Raw genomic sequence first — 16,642 nt, 5'->3', positions numbered from 1 at the left:
ATGGACGAGGTTCGGGCTGCTGAGCAGAAGAAGATCCTGAACCGGTTGCGCCGGGCGCAGGGGCAGTTGACCGCCGTGATCGCGGCGGTCGAGGGCGGTGGCAATTGCCGTGACGTCGTCACCCAGCTTGCCGCGGTGTCGAGCGCGCTCGACAAGGCCGGCTTCGTGATTGTGTCGACCGCGATGCGCGACTGCATCGCAAATCCCGACAGCGAGAACTCGCTCACGGTGCCCGAGCTCGAGAAGCTGTTCCTGACGCTCGCGTAGCGGAGAATCCGCTCGCCTGATAAGCGAGGGTTAGGTGACGGGCAGAATTTCGGCGAGCAGTGCCTCGATGCGCGCCTTGATCTCGTTGCGAATCGGTCGCACGCTCTCGATGCCCTGGCCGGCCGGGTCGTTTAACTGCCAGTCCTCGTAGCGTTTGCCCGGGAAGATCGGGCAGGCGTCGCCGCAGCCCATGGTGATCACGACGTCCGACTGCCTGACCGCCTCGGTCGTGAGGATCTTCGGCACGTTGCCGGCGATGTCGATTCCCTCTTCGGCCATCGCCGCGATCGCGACCGGGTTGATCTGGTCCTTGGGTTCGGAGCCGGCCGAGAGTACCTCGACGCGACCCTGAGACAGGGCGGTCAGAAAGCCGGCGGCCATCTGCGAGCGGCCGGCATTGTGCACGCAGACGAACAGTACGGAGGGTTTCATGGAACTCTTCCTTGTGACGTGTGGCTTAGACGAGAGCGGATGCCGGCGTCAGCGCGTCGGCTGCCGGCATCCGTTTGGGGAACAGTCGTGGCTTGAGCCAGAGCGCGACGTAGACGAGGGCGACGAGGGCGGGAACCTCTATAAGCGGGCCGACGATTCCGGCCAGGGCCTGGCCGCTGAGCGCTCCGAAGGTGCCGATCGCGACGGCGATGGCGAGCTCGAAGTTGTTGCCGGCGGCGGTAAAAGCGAGCGTCGTGGTGCGCTCGTAGGTTAGGCGCAGCAGCCGCCCGGTGAGAAAACCGACCAGGAACATGACCGCGAAGTAGACCAGCATCGGCAGCGCGATGCGCGCGACATCGCCGGGGTGGTCGATGACCTGCTGGCCCTGCAGGGCGAACAGCATCACGATCGTGAACAGCAGACCCCAGAGCGCGAACGGGCCGACTCTGGGCAGAAAACGCACCTCGTACCAGACTCGGCCGCGGCGCGCCTCGCCGATGCGACGGGATAGATAACCGGCCAGCAGCGGGATGCCGAGGAACACCAGCACGCTCGCGGTAATCGCCCAGATCGAGAACTCAGCGCTCGTGGTTGGCAGGCCGAGCCAGCCAGGGAGTACCTGCAGGTAGAACCAGCCGAGCGCACCGAATGCTACGACTTGGAACACCGAGTTCACGGCCACGAGAAAGGCCGCGGCTTCGCGGTCGCCGCAGGCGAGGTCGTTCCAGATCAGCACCATGGCGATGCAGCGGGCGAGGCCCACGATGATGAGACCCGTGCGGTATTCCGGCAGGTCGGGCAGAAAAATCCAGGCCAGGGTGAACATAAGCGCCGGGCCTACCAGCCAGTTCAGCAGCAGGGAGGAGACCAGCAGCCGCTTGTCTGAGGCGACGGCGCGGGCATCCGTATAGCGAACCTTGGCGAGCACCGGGTACATCATGATGAGCAGCCCGATCGCGATCGGTACGCTGATCGAGCCGATCGTGAACGCGTGCAGCAGGTTGCCGACGGCCGGCACGAACACGGCCAGGAGCAGGCCGAGGCCCATGGCGGCGAGGATCCAGACCGGCAGCAGGCGGTCCATCGAGCCGAGACGGGTGGGGGCAGGCGCCGAAATGCTCACGAAACTCCAAAGTATTGACGACAGCGACTCGCGGTAACGTTGATCGGTGTCGATGCCTACGCTAGAACATTGCATCGACCGATGTCAATCTAAGGAGAGTGTGTTCACGTGACGGTGACCCCGGTGCTGCCTCTGACCGCCATTGCAGCGGATGCCTGCTCCTCCCCGCTGGCCCGCGCGGCCATCGCCGCCCACAGCGCCGATAGCCTCGCCCGCTCGCTCAAAGCCCTCGCCGATCCGGCCCGGCTGCGCATCATCTCGATCGTCTCCGCCCACGCCGACCAGGAAGCCTGCGTCTGCGACCTGACCGACCAGCTCACCCTGAGTCAGCCGACCATCTCGCACCACCTCAAGGTGCTCGTCGACGCCGGGTTTCTGACCCGCGCCAAACGTGGCACCTGGTCGTATTACAGCCTCGTACCCGGCTCTCTCAGCGCCGTTGCCGAGGTGCTTACGAGCGTCTGACCCGATCGACGCGCGTGCGGCGGCCCTAGCCGTGCGCCAGGAAAGCGGCCAAGCTGGAACCGCAGCCGTGAGGCGGAAAGGAAATCCTCGTGAACACCTACGTGATCGTCGGAGTGACGCCGGGCCAGCCCGACGTGGTCGTGCTGGAAGCCGCCGCCTTCGCGGACCGGTTTCACGCCGAACTCGTTTGCGCCACGGTCGAGCCGGGCCGCTATGTCGTCGACGAATTCGCCGACGGCAGCATCATGTCGCTGCCGGTCGATCCCGACCTGCTGGATCTGGGTGATGAGGGCTTCCCGGTCGCCCTGCGATCCCACTTGACGACCCTGCTCGGCGGCGGCACGCTGATCTGGTCGACCCGCGCCGTGGCCGGTGACCCGGCCAGGGCTCTCGCTCACCTCGCCGACACGCTCGACGCCGCGATGATCGTGGTCGGTACCCGCGAGCGGGGCATGCGTGCCACCGTGCAGGAGTTTCTCGGCGGATCCGTGGCGGTGCACCTCGCGCACCGGCAGCACCGGCCGGTCGTTGTCATTCCGCTGGCCCCGGTTGCCTTCCGTGATCAACTACCGTGGGAGTCCACCGACTAGGGCGGTGTATTCTGGCCACGGCGATGGATCCCGCCGGAGCATCCGCTCGAACTGCCCGCGCTGATGGTTCCTACTGATTGCACCGGGTAGGTGAACCATCGACACGATCACACCGCGGCCTGCGCACCTGACCTGGCCCTACCTCGGCCTGGTCTTTCTCGGCGGAACCGCCGGTACTGCCCTGCGTGAGGCCCTCGGTGTGCTGCTGCCGTTCGATGTCGCCGCGGGTGCCCGCCTGCCGCTGACCACCGTCGGCATCAACCTGCTCGGCGCCCTGCTGCTCGGGCTGCTGCTTGAGGCCCTTGTGCGCCGCGGGCGGGACGCCGGTGGTCGCCGCTACCTGCGCCTGCTGCTCGGCACCGGCCTGCTCGGTGGCTTCACGACCTATAGTGCGCTCGCCACCGACAGCGCCCTGCTGTTGCAAGGCGGGGACATTCCGCTTGCCGTGGCCTATGCCCTCGGTTCGGTTCTGCTCGGCGGCCTCGCCACCTGGCTGGGCATCGTGCTGGGCGCGGCGCTGCACCGGCAGGCATCCGCTCGGGGGGAGAACGGATGACCCCGCTCCTGTTCCTGGGTGTCGCTGCCGCTGGCGGCGTGGGTGCGGCCGCCCGCTTCGTTCTGGACGGCCTCGTGCGCAGCCGCCTCGGCGGGGCGTTCCCCTACGGCACCACGATCATCAACGTGAGCGGGTCGCTGCTGCTCGGACTCGTCACGGGTTTGGCCATGAACCACCTGCTCGCTCCGGAGTGGAGCCTCGTGCTCGGCGTCGGCCTGCTCGGCGGGTACACGACGTTCAGTACGGCCAGTTTCGAAACCGTGCGGCTGGCGCAGGCGCACCGCTACTTCGCCGCGCTGGCCAACGGTGTGGGCATGCTTGTCGCATCCGTTGCTGCTGCTGCGCTCGGCCTGTGGGCGGGTCTCGTGCTCGGCTAGTCGTGGGGGTTGCTCGCGCCGGGCCCAGGTTATGAACCCGGGCCCAGTCTATAAACTGGGCCCGGGGACGGGGCCCGGGCCCCGTCCAAAAGCGCCGCAGGTCCCACGCCGCGCGATTGTGGGTGGGCGAGGGCTACTCGCCGGCTGCGGTGGTCATCTGCGTGGTGACGAACGCTTCGAAGGCGGCGGCGTCGGTGAAGGAGCCGGTGTAACTCACACCATTGACCAAAATTGTTGGGGTTCCTTTGACCTGCTCGATGTCGGAGTTGGGTATGGGCCCGTCGAGAGCGCGCTGCGTCGACGCGTCGACCCAGCCAGAATAGGTCTGGTCGGTGATGCAGCTCGCGACCTCGGCCCCGGTCGCCCCGGCCCCGTCGACCAAACTGGTCAGTTCGGCATCGGTCAGTCCACTCGAATTCTCGGCGGGCTGCTGGGCGAACATCGCCGTGTTGAAGTCGAGAAACTTATTCGGTTCGTAGTTGGCGACGCAGGCCGCGGCATTGGCGGCTCTGGTGGCGTATTCGGTGCCCGACGACAGCCGGTCGAGTATCGAAATCGGGTGCACCTCGACCGTGGCGTTGCCGGCGGTGACCCAACTCGTGATCTGCTCGCCGTTGGTGTTCTCGAAATTGCCGCAGATGGGGCAGAGATAGTCGACATACATGACGATGTTGGCCGTATCGGCCAGTGCGCTCTGATCGGTGGCCGTCGGGTCGGCGTCGGCTTCGAGGGCGGGCGTCGTGGCGGCGGACACCGTGGTGCCGTCGCTGCCGAGCAGAATGCCGTCGCTGGCCATGTTCGCCGGTCCGGGGGCCGTCGGTGCGTTGACGTTGTTGACGATGACGAGGGTGACGATGGCGACGACGGCGAGCAGCCCGATACCGATTCCGCCGCGCAGAAAGAGGCGACGACGGGAGTCCCGCTTGACCTGTTCGGCCCGCATGAGGCGAGCAGTTTCGCGGGCTTCCTCACGGCGGTCTTTCTTGGGCGGTCGGGCCGGGCCGGAAGTGCTCATGCGAAAGTTCACCGTTCGTTCGTCGCTGCGCTGCCGAGGCAGCCTTTTCTTATGACGTTAGCGGTCCTGCCTAATGGTCCGGTCCAGACTGGCTGGGAGCCGGCTGGGAGAAGACTTCGCCAGGGTACCCGCTGCGAGACGTGGGTAATTCAGAAAAATCCCGGCGGGCAGCATCCGTTTTGCGTGTCGGGCAGCGGATGCCGGCACGCCCCGGCTCGGATCTCCTGAATTAACCACGGGGCACGCGGGGGAGCTGGACGTGGTCCCGCCAGCTGTGCTCGGGCGCGTAACCGAGCAGCCGGCGGGCCTTATCGATGCAGAGCAGGGTCTCGTGTTGGGCTACCGGCCGGGTGAATCCGACCCGGGGAAACACCTCAGCGGCGAGATCGGAGCTGGACCGGCTCGATACCGTGTCGGCTGCGGCGATGATGAAGGCCTCAAAGCCCGGTCCGGCCGTCGCGAGCGCTCGGGACACAGCCTGGGCGCCGTCGCGCCCGTCGATGTAGCCCCACAGGTTCCATTTGCGGGTTTGCGCCTTCTCGTCGTAGTCGGAGAAAGCGGCGTAATCCTCGGGGTCCATCACGTTCGAGAAGCGCAGCGCGGTGATGCTCAGCGACGGGTCCCAACGCACGAGCTGAATGGCCATCTGTTCTTCGAGGTGTTTGGCCAGGGAATACGTGCTTTCGGGCCTGGCGGCATACTCTTCATCGACCGGCAGGTAGGGCGGGTCGATGTCGAACGGCAGGCCGAGCACCGTTTCGCTCGACGCGTAGACGATGCGGGTGATTCCCACCCGACTCGCGGCCTGAAAAACGTTGTAGCTCGTGAGCATGTTGTTGTGGAACGTTGCCGCATCAGGGCGCAGGCCAGGGGCCGGTACTGCCGCCAGGTGCACGAGCGCGTCGAAGCCGGTCGCGGTGTCGTCGACACCGTGAAAGGCATCGAGAACCTCGCCATAGTTGGTGAGGTCGATGCTGAGATAACCGGGGCCGCGCGTGCCGGCCCGATCCAGGTTGAGCACCTCATGGCCTTCGTTGGCCAGTCGCGCAACGACGCTGCGGCCGAGTTTTCCGCTTCCTCCGGTGACGATGATTCTCATGGGGACTCCAGAACGATCGAGTGAATTAGGGCAGGAACCCGGGAAACCTATCACGGCGACCTGCCGGATCTGGTCGCGGACTTCGCGAAGTTGGGAATACTGGCGGTCTACCCCGCCTTGCGTTCAGAACGGTCGGGTGTGCAGTTGCCGCCTCGCCTTCCCAACCAGCCAAGGACATCCGCTTTCGTGATTACTGCCAGCATTCCCGTGGTTAGCGCCGCACAACTCGCCTCGACCGCCGAGCACCCCGGGGATAAACTGACTCGCCGCCAGCGCATCGTCTACATTCTCATTCTCGGGGCGCTCACCGCGCTCGGCCCATTCACCATCGACCTGTACCTGCCGGCGTTTCCGACGCTGGAGCAAGAATTTGGTGTGCTGCCGTCGGTCATTCAGCTCACCCTGACCGGAACCATGATCGGCTTCGGCTTCGGGCAGCTGGTCGTGGGGCCGTGGAGCGACAAGGTCGGCCGTCGGCTGCCACTCATGCTCGCGACCGGGCTGCACATTCTCGCCTGCGTCGGTGCCGCGCTGTCGAACGAGATCGTCATGCTCGCCATCTTCCGCGTGCTGCAGGGGTTCGGGGCAGCGGCCGGTGCTGTCGTTGCGATGGCGATGGTGCGCGATCTGTTCGGTGGCAAGCCGCTCGTGCGCATGCTCTCCCGCCTCGCCCTGGTCAGCGGACTCGCTCCGGTGCTTGCTCCGGTGATCGGGTCGCAGCTGCTGCTGGTCATGAACTGGCGCGGCATCTTCTGGATGCTCGCCGCCTACGGCGTCATCGTGATTCTGGCGGTCGCCTTCTGGATCGTGGAAACCCTGCCCGAAAGTGAACGTCACGCGAAGGGGCACAACACCCTGGGCCAGCGCTACAAGGCGGTTCTGAGCGACCGCACCTTCGTTGGCGTCGCGATTATCGGGGCGATGACTTTCACCGGTCTGTTCTCTTACCTGTCGGCGTCACCGTTTCTGTTCCAGAAAGTTTACGAGTTCAGCCCGCAGGAGTACGGTCTGCTGTTCGCCGTCAACTCCCTCGGCGTCGTCACCGGGGTTCAGCTCAGCTCGCGCCTGATGCACCGCTTCAACATCGGGCCGCAGTGGATCCTCTCGGTCTCAACGGTCGTGCTGGTCGCCACCGCCGGTGCGATCGTGCTGCTCGACCTGGCCGGCATAGGACTGTGGGGCACCCTCGTGCCGCTCTGGTTCTTCATCGCAGCCTGCGGCTTCACCCTGCCGAGCGTGCAGGTCATTGCGCTCAACACCCACGGACACGAGGCCGGAACCGCGGCGTCACTGCTCGGCGCGGCCAACTTCGGTGTGGCCGGTCTGATCTCGCCGATTGTGGGAGTGCTCGGGGTGGGAACGGCGCTACCGATGGCATCCGTTATGGGCGTCACCGCGGTGATCTCGATTCTCTCGCTCTGGCTCATCGTACGCCCGAGCCGCGTGCCGGCACTCGACCGCTGAGTCGGCGCGCCCACTTGAGATTTTCGCCGACTGGGCCCATGTTGTAGCCCCGGGCCCAGTCTATAAACTGGGCCCGGGGACGGGGCCCGGGCCCCGTCCAAAATGCAGAGTGCGGATGGTGGGGGCGGCACGTTGCGGGGTCGATGGCGGGGTGCTCCTCTACTATGGCGGGATGAGTAAACCGGAACGCGCCGCAGACCCCGCTTCCCGCCGTATCTCCCGTCGCTGGCCCGTCATTAGCGGGCTCTCCGCTGTGGCACTCGCCGCCCTGCTGGGCCTCGTCGTGGTCGTGCGCGCCAACGGCCTCGCCCTCGAGGTCGACACCGAGTGGATGGACGAGATCATCGAGCACCGCTCGCCGATCTGGGAGGTTCCCTCGCTGTTCATGAACGCCCTCGGCGGCGGCCTGTTCGGTGTGCTCGTCGTACCGCTGGCCATCGCCCTGATCGTCGTGCTGATCAAACGGCCCTGGGCGGCGGGGTACTACATCGTGGCAACCGTGCTGAGCGCGGGCGGTGTGCAGGTGCTCAAACAGGTCTTCGGGCGCGCGCGCCCCGAGGACATGCTGGTCACTTCAGATTTCGGGTCGTTTCCCTCCGGTCACGTCGCGAACGCGGCGACCATGGCGGCCTGCCTCTTCATAATCTTTCCGCGGCTGTGGGTGGGGATCGCCGGTGCCGCGTACACGATCGTGATGCTTCTGAGCCGCACCTATCTGGGCGCGCACTGGCTCACCGACACCATCGGTGGGTTGCTGCTCGGTGCCGGCATCGCCATCGTGCTGTGGGCACCGATCGCCGCCAAACTCGACGGCGAACGTGAACTCGCCGACCGTCGACGCCTGGAACGTCAGCGCCACAAAGCCGCCAGATCATGATGAAAGCCCGGCGCAACGGAGACGTATCGTTCTGGTGGGACTAGCTCGGCCGGCCAGCTCCGCGCGCCGCCCTGCCCGGGTCGACCAGCAACGGAATCGTCATGGTCGGTGCATACCTGTACGCAACGCACGAGTAACGACCCAGCCACCGGGTGCGCTCCGGGGAGCCGAAACCACCGCGCTGTATCGGGCCTGTTCCCCCGCCGATCGGGCCGAACTCGGCAGCCGCCGCACGACGTCAACGCTCGCGCGAGTGGTCGATATCGCGTCGGGCCGGGGTCACTAGACGCCCTGGCGGGCTGTGCGTCGCGCGCACCGGCGCACCAGCTGCGGCCGGAGGCGGCCGAGATCGGCGACGGTGAGCGGGTCGGGCGGGCGCACGACCGCGACCCCGAGCGTGTCGATCAGTTCTTCCATGCCCGATCGAGGCCAGATCTGGCCCCGGAGGCGCAGCACAACCTCGCCGTCGGCGTCGAGCAGGTACAGGTGCGGGAGCGTGTCGAGCGTTCCGCTTTGGTACAGGTTGACGAGTACGACGCTGGTGATCGCGCTCGCGTCGATCGTGGTCACCCGACCCATCAGGTTGCGGCTCTCCAACTGCGCGGCGCTGACGGTGACGCGCATCCTGCGCACGCCGAACACGGCCACGACGGCGAGAATGGTCAGCCCGAACTGAACGGCGGCCACAAACATCCAGGTGTCGAGCGGCACGGTGAGCCAGTACAGCACAATCAACAGGGGTACCAGCAACGCCAGCGCGGCAATGATCGCCCGGGACGCCAGCTGTTCCCGGGGTCGCAGAACGTGCCTATCTGCCGGTTCAAGCCCTTTGCGCACCATGTATTTCGTATGCCCCCCTAGATTGAGTATCCCGCACTTCGGGTGGTATTTCTGTACCGCGCCGCGGGGGTAGACGAATCCTTCTAGAGCGAGTAAACGCTCAGAACTCGAGAGAACCCGGCGGCCGGCTCAGCGTAGAGTTGGCTTCGTGCATTCACGGGCCGTCCGCGTAGGCGGCAACACAGCGAAGCGGTACCGCCTCCATCCGGCGCAGGTCGTCGTCGCCGGCTTTGCCGTCACCGTTCTGGTCGGCACCGCGCTTCTCATGCTGCCGAACGCCCGGGTGGGACCCGGCGGGGCCTCGTTCCTTGAGGCGCTGTTCACAGCGACCAGCGCCGTCTGCGTCACCGGGCTGACCGTCGTCGATACGGCGGTGTACTGGACACCGTTTGGGCAGGTCGTGATTGTGTTGCTCATCCAGATCGGCGGTTTCGGAATCATGTCGTTCGCGTCGGTCGTCGGCCTCGCGATCTCCCGCAAGCTCTCGCTGCGCTCCCGCATGACGGCCGCGGCTGAAACGAAAAGCGTGGGATTCGCCGACGTCAAGGGACTGGTCTTCGGCGTCGTGCGCATCTCCCTCGCCATCGAGATCACGGTGGCACTCGTTCTTTCCCTGCGTTTCATGCTCGGCTACGGCGAGCCGGTGGGTCGGGCACTTTGGCTGGGGGTGTTCCACGCCGTGTCGAGCTTCAACAACGCCGGCTTCGCGCTGTTCAGCGACAGTCTCATGGGCTACGCGACGGATGCTTGGATCTGCCTGCCCATTAGCGCCGCGATCATTCTTGGTGGGCTGGGCTTTCCCGTGATCGTGCAGCTCCGACGGCACCTGCGCGAGCAGGCGAGGCATCCGCTGCGCTGGTCGCTGCGCACCTGGACCATGAACAGTCGCATCGTCGTGGCGGGCACGATTACGTTGCTCATTCTCGGAACGATATGTATCACCGCCATTGAATGGTCCAACGTAAATACCCTCGGTGCGCTGGACTGGCCGGGCAAGTTGCTCACCGGGTTCTTTCAGTCGGTGCAGACCAGAACCGCCGGGTTTAACAGCGTCGATATCGGCCAGATGGACTCCGCCAGCCTGCTCGGTATGGACGTGCTCATGATGATTGGTGGCGGCCCGGCCGGCACGGCGGGCGGAATTAAGATCACGACTTTCGCCGTGCTCTTCTTCATTTTGTGGACCGAGCTACGGGGCCAAGTCGCCGTCAACGTCTTCGGAAAGCGGCTGTCGCGCGCGGTGCACCGCGAAGCGCTTACCATCGCCTTGCTCGCGGTTGGCGTCATTATCGCAGCGACAGCCGCGCTCATGCTCATGACCGACCTTTCCATGGACGTGCTGATGTTCGAAGCGATATCGGCCTTTGCGACTGTCGGGTTGTCTACGGGAATCACCGCAGGACTTCCGTGGGAGGGGCAGCTGGTCCTTATTGTGCTCATGTTCATTGGCCGGCTCGGCCCGATCACCATTGGCTCGGCCATCGCCCTGCGCGAGCGCCACACCACCTTCGAACTCCCTAAGGAAAGGCCGATCATTGGCTAAATACTCATTCTTCGGCCATCGCGACACTGCCCGCATTGCGGAGGCCGAGTCGGTCGTCGTCATTGGGCTTGGACGTTTCGGCAGCGCTCTGGCGCTTGAGCTCATGCGCAGTGGCACCGAGGTGCTCGGCATCGATGGCGACGAAGAAGTCGTGCAGGCCCATAATGGCCTACTGACTCACGTGGTGCGGGCAGACTCTACCAAGGAGGCCACCCTTCGAGAGCTGTCGGTACCCGACTTCTCCAGCGTGGTCGTGGCCATCGGCGGTGATATTCAGGCGAACATCCTCACCGCCAGTCTGCTGCTCAAGCTCGGCATCCCGAACATCTGGGCCAAAGCCGTCAGCGACCCACACGGTGAAATCCTCACCCAGCTGGGGGTGCACCACGTTATCTCGCCGGAAAAGGATATGGGCAAGCGGGTAGCCCATCTCGTGCGCGGCGCCATGCAGGACTACATCGAAATCGGTGAAAACTTTGCGCTGGTCAAGGCCGCGCCGCCGAAGTCGCTGATCGGGATTCCACTCGGCCAGGCCAAGGTGCGCGCCCGCTACGGCATCACCGTGACGGCGTTTTACCGTCCCGGCACCGGCTGGAGTTACACGTCGCTTGACACCGTGATCGAAGACGGCGACATCATTCTCATCGCCGGGGAGTCCGCGCGGGTCGAAGAGTACAGCCTGATGCGGTGAGCGATCCCTTCGCTTTTCTAGCGGATGCCCCGCTCGGCACCCGTGTCGTCGTGCGCACCCGCATCCCGGGTGGCTACACCGACGCGCTCGGGTTTCTGCGGGAGCGGAGCGCGGCATCCGTTTCGGTGGAGACCAAACGCGGCCTGGTCACGCTCGCGATGGAGGATGTGGTGGCCGCAAAGAACGTACCGCCCGCGCCGGCGCCGCGCCCACGACGGGCTTAGGCTTTCGGGGCCTGGTTGGTGCTGACGTCGTCGAGAGCGGCTGCTGCTTCGGGGCTCGGCCGCGCTGTCCAGTCGCTACCGAGGTCGACGACGCAGAGGTGCGGGCCGACGAAGGGGCGCAGCGCGATTGCTGTGTCGTCCTGCCCGAGCGTGCGGGCCACCCGTTGGATGAGCCCGAGGTGCACGGAGCAGACCACGGTCGGGTTCTCGCGAGCCGCCTCGCGAAACGGGCAGGTCGTGAGTGCGATCGTCTGCTGGGCCTCGTCGAGTTCGGGGGCGAATTCGAGCCGGGCGAGCAGGTCGACCAGCGGCGCGGCGCCAGTACCGGCCCCGGCGGCGAGGCCGCCGGCGAATGCCTCCGACCACTTCTCGCCGGCCCGGATGGCCCGGGCCCTGCCGCCGTCGTCGTCCTCGGTGAGCACGCTCGCGAGCGCGTGGCTGAGCTGGGTTTGCGGGTCATCGTGGGCGGCGGGCATGGCGGTGAAGCGGATGCGCGGTCGCCCGCGCTGGCCGGAACGGTCGGGTTCGCGTTCAATCAGCCGGGCCGCCAGCAGCGAGTCGAGGTGAAACCGGGCGGTGGTGATGTGCAGGTTCATCTGGGCGGCGACATCCGCTGCGCCCTGCGGTACGCCGGATTCGACCAGGAAGTCGAGCACGCTGCGCCGAATCGGCGACGCGAGCGCGGCATGCCAGGCGGGTGTGCGTTCTTCGGATTCCACGATTCAACAGTAGCCCTGATTTATAAGCAGTAGTGTGCTCTTAATGCCGCGGCACGCGCGCAGGCTACAGAACGATGCGCAGCGGCTCCTCGAGCAGGGTGACGAGGTCGCGCAGGAACGCAGCAGCGACGGCACCGTCGAGCACCCGGTGATCGACCGTGAGGGTGATCTTGACCGTGGGAACGGCTACCAGAACGCCGTCCCGCACGGCGGGCACGTCGCTCGCCGCGCCGATCGCCAAAATGCCGGCCTCCGGCGGGTTCAACACGGCGGTGAACGAGTCGATGCCGAACATGCCGAGGTTGCTGATGGTGAAGGTTCCGCCGGTCATCTGGCCGAGGGACAGGCTGCCCGTGCGGGCCAGACCGGCCAGGGCGCGCGTCTCGACGGCGATGGCGCCGAGAGATTTCTGGTCGGCGTCGGCGACGACGGGCACGAGCAGTCCGTCGTCGGTCGCGACGGCCACGCCAACGTTGACGTGGTGGTGGCGCCGGATGACGCCGTCGCCCCAGGACGCGTTGACTTCGGGGTGCGCGCGCAGCGCGACCGCGCTGGCCCGCACGAACAGGTCGTTCAGGCTTACCTTGGTGCCGAGCGCGGCGAGCGACTCATTGACGTCGGCGCGGAAGGCGACGAGGCGTTCCACGTTGACGACGCTGGTGAGGAAGAAGTGCGGCACGGCCTGGCTCTCGGTGAGTCGGCGGGCCGTGACGGCGCGGATGCGGCTGACCGGCACATCGACGGAATCGGTCGGCCCGGTCGTGCTCGGCAGCGGTGAAGCGGATGCCGGTGCCAGCGCGGGTGCGCTGCCGGCCTCGCGGCCCACGGACTCCTGCTCGGCGATTGCCGCGTCCACGTCGGTGCGGGTGATGCGACCCTGCGGGCCGGTGCCGGCGATGCTGTGTAGGTCGATGCCGTGCTCCCGGCCGATCTTGCGGGCCAGGGGGGAGGTGCGCAGTTCGCCCGTTCGGGTTGGCGCGGCAGTCGGGGCAGGCGCGGCAACCCGGGCAACCGGGGCAGGCGCGGCAACCGGAGCAGCCGGAGCCGGGGCAGCCGGAGCGGCGGCATCCTCGGGGGGAGTCGCAGGGGGAGTCGCGGCAAGCGGAGCCGCGGGCGCTGCGTCACCCGTGACGATGTTGCTGCCGTCTCCGATGCGGGCCACCGGCGCGCCGATCGGCACGAGGGCACCGGCTTTGACCAGCAGCTGTTCGAGGATGCCGTCGTCGAAGGCCTCAAGATCCATCGTGGCCTTGTCGGTCTCAATCTCGGCGAGCACATCACCCTTGTGAATCTCGTCGCCGACCTGCTTGGTCCAACGGCTGAGTTCGCCCTCCTCCATGGTGTCGGAGAGGCGGGGCATGATGACATCGGGCATTAGTGGGCTCCAACTGGGAGGGGTGAAACGTTCAGGACCTCACGCACGACCTTGGCAAGCGCGGCTGCATTGGGCAGCGCGGCAAGCTCGAGGGCCTTCGCGTAGGGCAGCGGCACCTCGGCGGCGCCGACGCGGCGCACCGGGGCATCCAGAAAGTCGAAGACGCTCTCGCCGATCGTGGCCGAGATCTCGGCACCGATTCCATAGCTGAGCCAGTCGTCTTCAAAGATGACGGCGTGGCCGGTTTTTCGAACGGAGGCGCAGATGGTGTCGCGGTCAAGCGGCCGGAGGCTGCGCAGGTCGACAACCTCTATGGAGAGGCCCTCGGCCTGAAGCTGCTGGGCGACGTCGAGGGCGGTGGTGGTGCCGCGGGAATAACTGACGATCGTCAGGTCGGTACCGGTCTTGACGACGGCGGCCTTGCCGATCTCGGCGACCTGCTCGCCGTCTGGTACTTCACCCTTGGCGCTGTAGAGCGAGAGATTTTCCAGAAAGATCACCGGGTCGTCGTCGCGAATGGCCGCAGCCAGCAGTGCTTTCGCGTCGGCCGGGGTCGAGGGTGCGAGCACCTTGAGCCCCGGAATGTGCGCGTACCAGACCTCGAGGTTCTGCGAGTGGGTTGCGGCGAGCTGCTGGCCGCCGCCGCCGGGCATGCGAATAACCATCGGTACCGACACCTGGCCGCCGAACATGGACCGCATCTTCGCCGCATGGTTCACGATCTGGTCGATCGCAATGAGGCTGAAGTTGATCGTCATGATCTCAACGACCGGGCGCATGTCGATCATGGCGGCGCCGATGGCAGCGCCGACGAAGCCCTCTTCGGCGATCGGGGCGTCGAGCACGCGTTCGGGGCCGAACTCATCGAGCAGGCCGGCGGTGATCTTGTAGGAGCCCTCGAAGACGCCGATCTCCTCACCGATCAGGATGACCTTGTCGTCGCGGCTGAGTTCGGCCCGCAACGTCTCGTTGAGTGCCTGCCGGTAGGTGATCATGCGCGTGGCCTGGGGGTCGGGTGCTTCGGTGTTACTCACAGTGCGTCCATTACGGGTTCTCCTGGCAGAGCGGATGGCGCGTTGGCCACCGATGTCGCGTATACGTACTTGAAAAGGTCGTCGGGGTGCGGCTCTGGACTCTCGTCGGCGAAGGTGACGGCGGCCGTGGTGCGCGCTTCGGCGTCGGCATCGATGGCGGCGGCATCCGTTTCGCTGAGTACGCCGGCGGCTATCAACTGGGCCCGAAAGGCCGGGACCGGGTCGGAATCCTGGGCAATGGTGGTGTCTTCGGCCGAGCGGTAACGTGCCGGGTCGACGACCGAGTGGCCGCGCAGGCGATAACACATAACCTCGAGCAGCACCGGCTGGCGGGACTCACGGGCCTGTTGAAGTGCCTCGCGGGCGGCGTCTCGCACGGCGAGCACGTCGTCGCCGTCGACGCGCACACCGGGAATCCGGTAGGAAGCGCCGCGCTTGTAGAGGTCGGGTTCGGCCGCGGCCTTCTCCACCGTTGTGCCCATGCCGAGGCCATTGTTGACGATGACGTAGACAATCGGCAGGTGCCACAGGCCGGCCAGGTTGAGCGACTCGTGGAATGCACCAATGTTGGTGGTGCCATCGCCGAGCAGGCACATGACGGCCGCGGCATCGGGGCCGGGCTTCTGCTGGTAGGTCAGGCCAAGCGCGACACCCGTGGCCGGCGGAATCTGGCCGCCGACGATGCCGTACCCGCCGAATAGGCGTGATTCGCTGTCGAACAGGTGCATCGAGCCGCCGCGCCCGCCGGAGATTCCGGTGGACTTGCCGAACAATTCGGCCATGACCCGCTCGGGCGACAGGCCGCGCAGCAGGGCGTAGCCGTGGTCGCGGTAACCGGTGAACAGGTAGTCACGGGTTTCGATGGCGGCCATCAGGCCCACCACGGTGGCCTCTTCCCCAAGATTCAGGTGGCAGTAGCCACCGATCTTGGCCCGGGCATACATCTCGCTGGAGCGCAGCTCGAAGGCCCGCACCAGCGACATCCGTTCGTAATACTCACGCAGGGTGTCGGCGGGTTCACCGCCCGGCGCCTCAACTTGCTTGGGCCGTGTGCGGGCTTTGGCTGCCATTCTTTCCCACTTTCCTGCTGACTTCGTCTAACAACCCTATTCCTTTGATCGCACAGGTTTCCTCTCAAATGCGAATCTGAACAGATGTGTAAAAAATTGGCCAGATCGGTTTCTGCGTCTGTCAGAAGAGATAATGAAACATGGCCGCCCAACCCCCCAGCTACAAAACGCTCGCCAGCCTGAGCCGAATGAACCTGCTCTACCAGCTGCAGAGCCGCGGAACGATGACGGTGAACGACCTGGCCGAGGCCGCCGGGCTGCACCACAATACCGCGCGCGAACACCTCGACCGCCTGATCAACGATGGCTTCGTTACCTGTGCGCCCGAACCCCGCGACAGCAAAGGGCGCCCCAAGATGCTCTACAGCGCGGCCAGCGGGGCGGGCACCGAACTCGGCTCCATTCGCAGCCGCAAAATTGCCGCCGCGCAGGCGCGTGCCGAACAACTGCGACGGATGCTGCCGCTTCTTCCCGCGGGCCAGCCCACCCTGGCCGGGTGCACCGGCCCTGCGGCGCAGCGTCAGCTTGACGCCCTCGACGACCACCTCGACCAGGCCGGTTTCGATGCGAGCGTTGCGTCCAATGGCGAACAACTGCACCTGCACGACTGCCCGTATTCTGAGATGGTCAAAGACCACCCTGAGGTGTGCGGTGTGCACTATCGGCTCATTCAGGGAGTGCTGGAACAGGCCGACGGCCCGCTGCGCGCGGTCGGTCTCAACCTCATCGACGCCCCACACCGCTGCGTGATCGACGTGATCGCCACGGCGGTACCGACCGCCACCGTGTCGACAGATCACACGAGCATCCCCACAAAACATTATTAACGGTCTTTTGCGGTTGTAGCCGTGTCGCGCAGGGGCAAAGCTCATTCTGAGGGT

Annotated in this window: 20 protein-coding genes and 1 riboswitch; of the genes, 11 read left to right on the top strand and 9 right to left on the bottom strand. The window is 66.0% G+C overall.

Going from position 1 to position 16,642, the window contains the following annotated elements:
* Positions 1-267, top strand: a complete 267-nt coding sequence (locus tag QMK31_RS09760) for a metal-sensitive transcriptional regulator (protein ID WP_283500755.1) — start codon at positions 1-3, stop codon at positions 265-267.
* A gap of 30 nt (positions 268-297) precedes the next feature.
* On the opposite strand, the gene QMK31_RS09755 is transcribed toward QMK31_RS09760, so the two are convergent.
* Together QMK31_RS09755 and arsB are read right to left on the bottom strand one after the other, a co-directional pair.
* Positions 298-699, bottom strand: coding sequence for an arsenate reductase ArsC (locus tag QMK31_RS09755; protein ID WP_283500754.1), 402 nt, complete (start codon positions 697-699; stop codon positions 298-300).
* Between the two features lie 25 nt (positions 700-724).
* On the bottom strand, positions 725-1,783 hold the full coding sequence (gene arsB, locus QMK31_RS09750) for an ACR3 family arsenite efflux transporter (protein WP_283501014.1): 1,059 nt from the start codon (positions 1,781-1,783) through the stop codon (positions 725-727).
* 147 nt (positions 1,784-1,930) lie between these two features.
* On the opposite strand from arsB, the gene QMK31_RS09745 reads away from it, so the two are divergent.
* From QMK31_RS09745 to crcB, 4 genes are all read left to right on the top strand, one after another.
* Positions 1,931-2,287, top strand: coding sequence for an ArsR/SmtB family transcription factor (locus QMK31_RS09745; RefSeq protein WP_283500753.1), 357 nt, complete (start codon positions 1,931-1,933; stop codon positions 2,285-2,287).
* Positions 2,288-2,376: 89 nt separating this feature from the next.
* On the top strand, positions 2,377-2,877 hold the full coding sequence (locus QMK31_RS09740; RefSeq protein WP_283500752.1) for a universal stress protein: 501 nt from the start codon (positions 2,377-2,379) through the stop codon (positions 2,875-2,877).
* Between the two features lie 10 nt (positions 2,878-2,887).
* A riboswitch (Fluoride riboswitch) is annotated at positions 2,888-2,957 on the top strand.
* Between the two features lie 17 nt (positions 2,958-2,974).
* Positions 2,975-3,433, top strand: a complete 459-nt coding sequence (locus tag QMK31_RS09735) for a CrcB family protein (protein ID WP_349361559.1) — start codon at positions 2,975-2,977, stop codon at positions 3,431-3,433.
* Positions 3,430-3,810 carry a fluoride efflux transporter CrcB gene (gene crcB / locus QMK31_RS09730; RefSeq protein ID WP_283500751.1) on the top strand — a complete coding sequence of 127 codons (381 nt, stop codon included), beginning with the start codon at positions 3,430-3,432 and terminating at the stop codon, positions 3,808-3,810. Before QMK31_RS09735 ends, crcB begins: the two co-directional genes overlap by 4 nt.
* 133 nt (positions 3,811-3,943) lie before the next feature.
* Here the strand turns inward: crcB and QMK31_RS09725 are convergent, their stop codons facing one another.
* Both QMK31_RS09725 and QMK31_RS09720 read right to left on the bottom strand, forming a co-directional pair.
* On the bottom strand, positions 3,944-4,825 hold the full coding sequence (locus tag QMK31_RS09725) for a thioredoxin domain-containing protein (protein ID WP_283500750.1): 882 nt from the start codon (positions 4,823-4,825) through the stop codon (positions 3,944-3,946).
* A 229-nt stretch (positions 4,826-5,054) separates the two neighbouring features.
* On the bottom strand, positions 5,055-5,924 hold the full coding sequence (locus QMK31_RS09720) for an NAD-dependent epimerase/dehydratase family protein (RefSeq protein WP_283500749.1): 870 nt from the start codon (positions 5,922-5,924) through the stop codon (positions 5,055-5,057).
* Between the two features lie 186 nt (positions 5,925-6,110).
* Between QMK31_RS09720 and QMK31_RS09715 the strand changes: the two genes are divergently transcribed.
* Entirely contained in the window at positions 6,111-7,388 is a 1,278-nt protein-coding gene (locus QMK31_RS09715; protein WP_283500748.1) for a multidrug effflux MFS transporter, read from the top strand.
* Positions 7,389-7,560: 172 nt separating this feature from the next.
* Complete coding sequence (locus QMK31_RS09710) at positions 7,561-8,265, top strand: phosphatase PAP2 family protein (protein WP_283500747.1); 705 nt, start codon at positions 7,561-7,563, stop codon at positions 8,263-8,265.
* 282 nt (positions 8,266-8,547) lie between these two features.
* Here QMK31_RS09710 and QMK31_RS09705 read toward each other — a convergent pair whose 3' ends face one another.
* Positions 8,548-9,105 (bottom strand): hypothetical protein, encoded by a 558-nt coding sequence (locus QMK31_RS09705; protein WP_283500746.1) that lies wholly within the window; start codon positions 9,103-9,105, stop codon positions 8,548-8,550.
* Positions 9,106-9,253: 148 nt separating this feature from the next.
* On the opposite strand from QMK31_RS09705, the gene QMK31_RS09700 reads away from it, so the two are divergent.
* Genes QMK31_RS09700 through QMK31_RS09690 form a run of 3 tightly spaced genes read left to right on the top strand, consistent with a single transcriptional unit; the run spans position 9,254 to position 11,563 of the window.
* A complete protein-coding gene (locus QMK31_RS09700; RefSeq protein WP_283500745.1) occupies positions 9,254-10,648 on the top strand; it encodes a TrkH family potassium uptake protein in 1,395 nt (464 codons plus the stop codon).
* On the top strand, positions 10,641-11,339 hold the full coding sequence (locus tag QMK31_RS09695; protein WP_283500744.1) for a potassium channel family protein: 699 nt from the start codon (positions 10,641-10,643) through the stop codon (positions 11,337-11,339). Before QMK31_RS09700 ends, QMK31_RS09695 begins: the two co-directional genes overlap by 8 nt.
* Positions 11,336-11,563 carry a putative acetyltransferase gene (locus QMK31_RS09690; RefSeq protein WP_283500743.1) on the top strand — a complete coding sequence of 76 codons (228 nt, stop codon included), beginning with the start codon at positions 11,336-11,338 and terminating at the stop codon, positions 11,561-11,563. The genes QMK31_RS09695 and QMK31_RS09690 overlap by 4 nt, the downstream gene beginning before the upstream one ends.
* Here the strand turns inward: QMK31_RS09690 and QMK31_RS09685 are convergent.
* The 4 genes from QMK31_RS09685 to pdhA all read right to left on the bottom strand — a co-directional run bounded on the left by QMK31_RS09685 (position 11,560) and on the right by pdhA (position 15,761).
* Entirely contained in the window at positions 11,560-12,282 is a 723-nt protein-coding gene (locus QMK31_RS09685) for a helix-turn-helix transcriptional regulator (protein WP_283500742.1), read from the bottom strand. The genes QMK31_RS09690 and QMK31_RS09685 overlap by 4 nt on opposite strands.
* 64 nt (positions 12,283-12,346) lie before the next feature.
* Positions 12,347-13,657 (bottom strand): dihydrolipoamide acetyltransferase family protein, encoded by a 1,311-nt coding sequence (locus QMK31_RS09680; RefSeq protein WP_283500741.1) that lies wholly within the window; start codon positions 13,655-13,657, stop codon positions 12,347-12,349.
* The gene (locus QMK31_RS09675) at positions 13,657-14,691 is read right to left on the bottom strand and encodes an alpha-ketoacid dehydrogenase subunit beta (protein WP_349361555.1); all 1,035 of its coding nucleotides are present in this window, start codon (positions 14,689-14,691) and stop codon (positions 13,657-13,659) included. The genes QMK31_RS09680 and QMK31_RS09675 overlap by 1 nt, the downstream gene beginning before the upstream one ends.
* Positions 14,688-15,761 (bottom strand): pyruvate dehydrogenase (acetyl-transferring) E1 component subunit alpha, encoded by a 1,074-nt coding sequence (pdhA, locus tag QMK31_RS09670; protein WP_283500740.1) that lies wholly within the window; start codon positions 15,759-15,761, stop codon positions 14,688-14,690. The genes QMK31_RS09675 and pdhA overlap by 4 nt, the downstream gene beginning before the upstream one ends.
* A gap of 140 nt (positions 15,762-15,901) precedes the next feature.
* On the opposite strand from pdhA, the gene QMK31_RS09665 reads away from it, so the two are divergent.
* Positions 15,902-16,588, top strand: coding sequence for a helix-turn-helix transcriptional regulator (locus QMK31_RS09665; RefSeq protein ID WP_283500739.1), 687 nt, complete (start codon positions 15,902-15,904; stop codon positions 16,586-16,588).
* Positions 16,589-16,642: the final 54 nt, after the last annotated feature.

The sequence above is a fragment of the Cryobacterium sp. PH31-O1 genome (assembly GCF_030063455.1).
Lineage (GTDB): Bacteria > Actinomycetota > Actinomycetes > Actinomycetales > Microbacteriaceae > Cryobacterium.
Note: the sequence above shows the minus strand (reverse complement) of the source record. Positions and strands in the feature narration are given on the sequence as shown.

Excerpts from the sequence above, each read along its gene's own strand:
- QMK31_RS09760 (WP_283500755.1), top strand. The coding sequence starts at position 1 with ATGGACGAGGTTCGGGCTGCTGAGCAGAAGAAGATCCTGAACCGGTTG.
- pdhA (WP_283500740.1), bottom strand. The coding sequence starts at position 15,761 with ATGGCAGCCAAAGCCCGCACACGGCCCAAGCAAGTTGAGGCGCCGGGC.
- arsB (WP_283501014.1), bottom strand. The coding sequence starts at position 1,783 with ATGGACCGCCTGCTGCCGGTCTGGATCCTCGCCGCCATGGGCCTCGGC.
- QMK31_RS09755 (WP_283500754.1), bottom strand. The coding sequence starts at position 699 with ATGAAACCCTCCGTACTGTTCGTCTGCGTGCACAATGCCGGCCGCTCG.
- QMK31_RS09665 (WP_283500739.1), top strand. The coding sequence starts at position 15,902 with ATGGCCGCCCAACCCCCCAGCTACAAAACGCTCGCCAGCCTGAGCCGA.
- QMK31_RS09680 (WP_283500741.1), bottom strand. The coding sequence starts at position 13,657 with ATGCCCGATGTCATCATGCCCCGCCTCTCCGACACCATGGAGGAGGGC.
- QMK31_RS09705 (WP_283500746.1), bottom strand. The coding sequence starts at position 9,105 with ATGGTGCGCAAAGGGCTTGAACCGGCAGATAGGCACGTTCTGCGACCC.
- QMK31_RS09710 (WP_283500747.1), top strand. The coding sequence starts at position 7,561 with ATGAGTAAACCGGAACGCGCCGCAGACCCCGCTTCCCGCCGTATCTCC.
- crcB (WP_283500751.1), top strand. The coding sequence starts at position 3,430 with ATGACCCCGCTCCTGTTCCTGGGTGTCGCTGCCGCTGGCGGCGTGGGT.
- QMK31_RS09725 (WP_283500750.1), bottom strand. The coding sequence starts at position 4,825 with ATGAGCACTTCCGGCCCGGCCCGACCGCCCAAGAAAGACCGCCGTGAG.
- QMK31_RS09720 (WP_283500749.1), bottom strand. The coding sequence starts at position 5,924 with ATGAGAATCATCGTCACCGGAGGAAGCGGAAAACTCGGCCGCAGCGTC.